The sequence below is a fragment of the Dehalococcoidales bacterium genome, assembly GCA_030698765.1.
In the GTDB taxonomy this organism is placed as follows: domain Bacteria; phylum Chloroflexota; class Dehalococcoidia; order Dehalococcoidales; family UBA2162; genus JAUYMF01.
The window spans coordinates 1-5,081 of record JAUYMF010000023.1 but is presented as its reverse complement, the minus strand read 5'-3'; the positions used below and the strand labels follow the sequence as shown (position 1 = coordinate 5,081).

Below are 5,081 nucleotides of genomic sequence, written 5' to 3'. Positions count from 1 at the left end.
ACCAGATTGATGTCACAAGTACTGAGTTATTTTGAAAAGCGTACTAATGAAGCCGTTCGTGGTTAGCTTGACGAACCACAACGGCGCCCTTCGACAGGATCAGGACGAACGGTGTGATGATTACTCGGAATGCTGAAACTAAGTACTAGCTGCTGCGCCGCCGGAAACAGCACCTTTTTCTTAAACAATAATCCGGGAACTGTCCGCCTTTCTCCACCTGGCCTCAGAAATTACTACCCTGAATTCTCAATAAGTAGCCCCAGGCGGTAAAAACACTCCGATCCCAGTTCCGGAACAGTCAGTCATGGTCATTGCCCCGGTTCCCTCCCTCAAATCCTGATCTGGCACTGATACTCTCGTTACTCCACCCTGACATGGGAATGTGGACATGTCTTTTGAAGCTTTTCCCCGGATGTGTTAATCTTTATATCCAATGAGGGGATTTGATTACGTTGTCTCAAGATTTCTCATCAGTCGGGTATAGACCCAAGCCCGGAAATAGAATATTCAGGGTAACACGCATAAAACCGTGGCGGGTTCCGGTCCAGGCGATAACCAGGCCCAGGTCTGGCGAACCGTCTCTATTGACGCTGGTATACGGGTTTGCCGCCATGATTGCGGCCGGTACTATCCTGCTGGCGCTGCCGGTATCGAGTAAGTCAGGAGAATGGACTCCGTTTGTTGATGCCCTCTTTACCGCCACCTCCGGAGTCTGCGTTACCGGGCTCGTCGTTGTCGACACCCTGGACTATTGGAGCTACTTCGGTCAGGCAGTGGTCCTCGTTTTGATTCAGCTTGGCGGTTTTGGTTTCATGACCAGCACCACTGTGGCTCTTATCGCTTTAGGACGAAAAATCGGTCTTCGCGAGAGATTGCTCATCGGGGAATCCATTGGTATCGCCACGCTCGGTGACATGATCAGGGTAGTAAAAGGCATGCTGATATTCACCATCATCGCCGAGGTTATCGGGACCATCATATTCTTTTTTCGCTTCTCATCTGAATATTCAACTGGACTGGCCATCTGGAAATCGCTTTTTCAGTCTGTGTCCGCCTTCAACAATGCCGGGTTCGATATTTTTGGCGGCTTTCGCAGCATCAGCGGCTATCAAGGGGACTTCCTCGTGGTGCTGACGACGGCGGCCCTTGTTTTCCTCGGTGGCATCAGCTTTCTGGTGGTGCAGGATGTTATCAAGAGCCGCGGTCTGAGGAAGCTTTCACTGGACAGCAAGCTGGTGCTTTCCATGACCGCAGTCTTAGTGACAATGGGAATGGCCGTTGTGCTCTTTACTGAATACGGACGCCCGGATACCCTGGGCGCTATGACGCTGTCCGAAAAGCTCCTGAACGCTTTTTTCCAGTCCGTCACGTCACGTACTGCCGGGTTCAGCACTATCCATATGGCCAATATGGCCAATTATGCCCTTTTCTTTATCATGCTTCTCATGTTTGTGGGTGGGGCTTCCGGGTCTACCGCCGGCGGCATTAAGGTCAATACCCTGGGCCTGGTACTCGCCACCATCTGGAGCTCCATCAAGGGGCGGGAGCACCCCGGCGCTTTTGGTAAAGAATTCATGAACCAGCAGATATTTCGCGCCCTGGCTATTATCATGATTTCTATCGGGGTCGTTTCTATCGTTGTCTTTCTCCTCACGGTTACCGAGAAATTCGCTTTCTTAAACATCTTGTTTGAGGTGGTCTCCGCCTTTGGTACCGTTGGTCTCTCTACAGGAATAACGCCTGACTTATCAACCGCCGGTCGGCTGCTGATTACCGCCACGATGTTTGCCGGCAGGCTCGGCCCGGTTACCCTGGCACTGGCCCTGGTGAAGAGGCAGCAACCGACCAAGTATCGCTACTCCAAAGAGGTAGTCAGAATAGGATAGCAGGGGGTAAAAACTTGAAAAAACAGGTCATCGTTGTAGGTTTAGGTCGCTTTGGCGTCAGTTTAGCCGCAAATATGTCAGAGATGGGACATGATGTACTGGCCCTTGATACTGATGAGCAGAAGGTGCAGAGCGCATCGGGACAGATGACACACACTGTCCAGGCTGACGCCACCAATGAGTCCGTACTGAGAGAGCTGGGCGCAGGCAATTTTGATATCGCCATTGTTGCGATTGGCACCGCTGTCCAGAATAGCGTGCTGGCAACGATCTTACTGAAGAGACTTGGCGTTCCTTATGTTATCGCCAGGGCCAGCTCTGACCTCCACGGGGAGATACTGGATAAAATCGGGGCGGACAGGGTTGTATATCCTGAGCACACGATGGGGCAAATACTTGCCCACGAGGCGATTCTGGGCGCCGTTTCTGAGTATATGCCGGTTGTTTCCGGGTACGGCATCGCCAAGGTAGAAGCCAGTCCTGATTTTGTCGGACAGACGTTGTCTGATCTCGGGGTTGGGCCCAGGGGTAAACTCGGCGTGGCGGTACTGATTATCCAGCGGGAAAAGGACATCATCGTGGCACCCGGCCAGGGTGAGCTGGTCAAGCAAGGCGATACTCTCATCGTAGCCGGCAATATCGAGAGGCTGGTCGATTTCCTGCCCAAGACAAAGCCGGATAATGATGGCCGGAAACGCAAAACCTAGTGTGGTGAACCGCACAAATAACGTTGGTATATGCCTTTCGCCCAATTCCGGACCCGTATCAGGTACGGGATAAACTCCCGCCGTAATCTAGCGGGTATCTTACGGTCTCTGCATACCGACTTTCGTCGGTATGCTTATGAAGCATTCTAACAAAGTGTTAGAAACAACACACTAGCACCGGGATAGGCTCCTGCTGGTGTCTCACCGGGCTTACAAAATATTGACATCCCACCCGGGAAAAAGTATTATATCCCCCAGGGGGGATATAATATGGTTACTTTCTGGAAACGCTATCAAACGGTACTGACATCGCAAGAGTTCATCATTACCGCTACCACCGCATTGCTCCTTCTGGTCAGTGTCAGCCTGGACCTGGCCGGGACTGGCTACTGGGTATATACCTCCGTAGCGCTGGCCGCCGTGGCTGTCGGCGGCATCCCCATCATCATCAGCGCCATAAAAGGCCTGCTCCAGCGCCAGATGAATGTTGACGAACTGGTAGCTATTGCCATCATCGCCTCCGTGATTTTTGAAGAATACCTCTCCGCTGGTTTTGTCGCCTTTATGATGCTCTTCGGTAAAATACTGGAGGACTTCACCGCCGCCCGGGCAAAAACCGCTTTAGAGGACCTGGGCAAGCTCGTTCCGGCTACTGTCTGTGTCCGCCGTGACGGGGAAGATTCCTTAATTCCCATCGAGCAGGTCGTCCCTGGCGACCTGCTAATAACGAAATCCGGCGAACGCATTGCCGTGGATGGTGTGGTCATCAGCGGGCAGGCATCAGTGAACCAGGCGCCGATTACCGGTGAATCCATGCCTGTCGCCAAAGCTAAAGGCAGCGAAGTCTATGCCGGTACCCTGAATGAGCTGGGCGCGCTGGAAATCAGGACCAGCAAAGTGGGTGATGCCACTACTCTGGGACAGGTTATGCACCTGGTGGAGGAAGCCGAGGAGAACCGGGCGCCGATTGTCCGCATCGCTGACCAGTACGCCAGGTATTTCACTCCGCTCATCCTGACAATCGCCATCCTGGTTTACGCGGTTACCCGGAATGTGACGGCGGCGCTGGCAGTGCTGATTGTTGCCTGTCCCTGCGCCCTGGTGATGGCTACTCCCACCGCTATTATTGCCGGTGTCGCCAATGGCGCGCGGCGGGGCATATTGATTAAGGGGGGTGCCCGCCTCGAGGCTGCCGGTAGAGTGACGGCGGTAGCGATAGACAAGACCGGCACCATCACGCTGGGAGAACCCAGTGTAGTCAGGATTATAACCTTTGACGGTATGGGCGAACAGGAAGTCCTGCAACACGCGGCCATAGCCGAGAGGTCATCAGAGCACCTTCTGGGTAAAGCCATACTGAATAAGGCCAGAGAGTGGGGACTGAAGATACCCGCTGCTGACGAATTTCAGGCTGTTCCGGGACAGGGTGCAATTGCCCTCTTAGATAATAAACAGATAATGGTAGGCACTGAAGCGCTTTTACTGGAGAACCGGGTGAGCCTGCCGCCTGGGCTGGCAGTTACACTTACGGACCTGGAGAAGGAAGGACTGACCCCTCTGCTGGTGGCTTCAGCCGGGAAGACCCTGGGGGTTATCGGTGTCGCCGATATCGTACGTGAGGATATGAGACAGGCTATCCAGAATCTTAGGAGTAGCGGCGTCAAGAAAGTAGTGATGATGACCGGGGATAGCCCGGAGATAGCCCGGCGCGTCGCCAGCGCCGTCGGCATTGATGAATGGCAGGCCCGGCTGCTCCCTCATCAGAAGGTTGAGAGCATTAAAGCGCTGCAGCGTGACGGCTACCGCGTGGCTATGTTCGGTGACGGCATCAATGATGCTCCGGCCTTAGCCCAGGCTGATGTGGGCGTGGCCATGGGTATCACCGGGACTGATATCGCCATGGATACCGCTGATATCGTCCTGATGAAGGACGATACGCTGAAAGCCGCCGAAGCCATCAATCTCAGCCACAACACCCTGAAGACGATAAAACAAAACCTGGCTTTCGCCCTCTTTTTCAACCTTATCGGAGTTGGACTGGCAGCCTCAGGAATGCTTAGCCCTATCGCCGCGGCTATTTTTCATAACATCGGTTCGGTAGCCGTGGTGGTCAATTCAGCCCGGCTAGTTACCAGCCGGAACCTTTCCCGAAAATAATATTGCTCAAGGAGGAATGAATATGCACCGGAATTTTTACAACTACGATGTCACTTCAGGAAAAGGCGAAGAGGCGGAAAAGTTTCTCAAAGACCGGGCCTCTCGCCTGAAGGGTAGTCCCGGTTTCCTGGGTTGCTCCATTATGAAACATGCCGGGCATGGGCATGATGCCGGCCATGATGATTATGCTTTTATGCATGACTGGCAGAGCACGGAGGACTTGCAGGCTTTCATGAAGAAGAACGGTACTACGACCAGGGAATTTTTTGATCCACCCAAGCTGGAAGGCAGCGCGAGCCACAAGCACCAGCCTGAAGCTCCACATGAGCAC

The 5,081-nt window shown here is 53.5% G+C and carries 4 protein-coding genes; all 4 read left to right on the top strand.

Features of this window, described 5'->3' with window-relative positions; translation table 11 throughout:
* Positions 1 to 584 precede the first annotated feature (584 nt).
* Positions 585 to 1,886, top strand: coding sequence for a TrkH family potassium uptake protein (locus Q8Q07_00905; GenBank protein MDP3878850.1), 1,302 nt, complete (start codon positions 585 to 587; stop codon positions 1,884 to 1,886).
* Between the two features lie 14 nt (positions 1,887 to 1,900).
* Positions 1,901 to 2,593: a TrkA family potassium uptake protein gene (locus Q8Q07_00900; GenBank protein MDP3878849.1), complete on the top strand. Its 693-nt coding sequence runs from the start codon at positions 1,901 to 1,903 to the stop codon at positions 2,591 to 2,593.
* Positions 2,594 to 2,863: 270 nt separating this feature from the next.
* On the top strand, positions 2,864 to 4,750 hold the full coding sequence (locus tag Q8Q07_00895; GenBank protein ID MDP3878848.1) for a cation-translocating P-type ATPase: 1,887 nt from the start codon (positions 2,864 to 2,866) through the stop codon (positions 4,748 to 4,750).
* A 22-nt stretch (positions 4,751 to 4,772) separates the two neighbouring features.
* On the top strand, positions 4,773 to 5,081 hold a 309-nt coding region (locus Q8Q07_00890; GenBank protein MDP3878847.1), incomplete at its 3' end, for an antibiotic biosynthesis monooxygenase.